We start from the raw sequence: 484 nt of genomic DNA, 5'->3' as shown, positions 1-484 counted from the left end.
AGGGCGGAGCTGATCACGACTCCGCCGTCGCCGCCTCCTGCGGCTCGGCCGATGCGGGCGCGCGGGCGGCGACCAGATTGTAGGCGCTGTTGACGAGCGCGACGTGGGTGAAGGCCTGCGGGAAGTTGCCGACCTGCCGGCGGGCGTGCACGTCGTACTCCTCGGCGAACAGGCCGACGTCGTTGGCGAGCGTCAGCAACCGCTCGAACAGGGCGCGTGCCGCGGCGACGCGACCCTGCAGCACGTAGACGTCGACCAGCCAGAAGCTGCAGGCCAGGAAGACGCCTTCGCCGGGCGGCAGGCCGTCCGCCGTCGTCTCGCTGCGGTAGCGCAGCACATAGCCGTGCGCCAGGAGATCGTGCTCGATCGCCGCCACGGTCGCGGCGATGCGCGGATCGTCGACCGGCAGGAAGCCGATGATGGGCAGGAGCAGCAGGCTCGCGTCGAGCTCCGTCGACCCGTAGGCCTGGACGAAGCAGCCGCG

General features: G+C 71.5%; 1 protein-coding gene. It reads right to left on the bottom strand.

Annotated elements, in window-relative coordinates:
• Positions 1 to 13 precede the first annotated feature (13 nt).
• On the bottom strand, positions 14 to 484 hold a 471-nt coding region (locus tag ABTU92_RS29090), incomplete at its 5' end, for a glycoside hydrolase family 15 protein (RefSeq protein WP_408095040.1).

It is taken from the genome of Rhodoplanes sp. SY1, from assembly GCF_046000175.1.
Classification (GTDB): domain Bacteria; phylum Pseudomonadota; class Alphaproteobacteria; order Rhizobiales; family Xanthobacteraceae; genus Rhodoplanes.
Note: the sequence above shows the minus strand (reverse complement) of the source record. Positions and strands in the feature narration are given on the sequence as shown.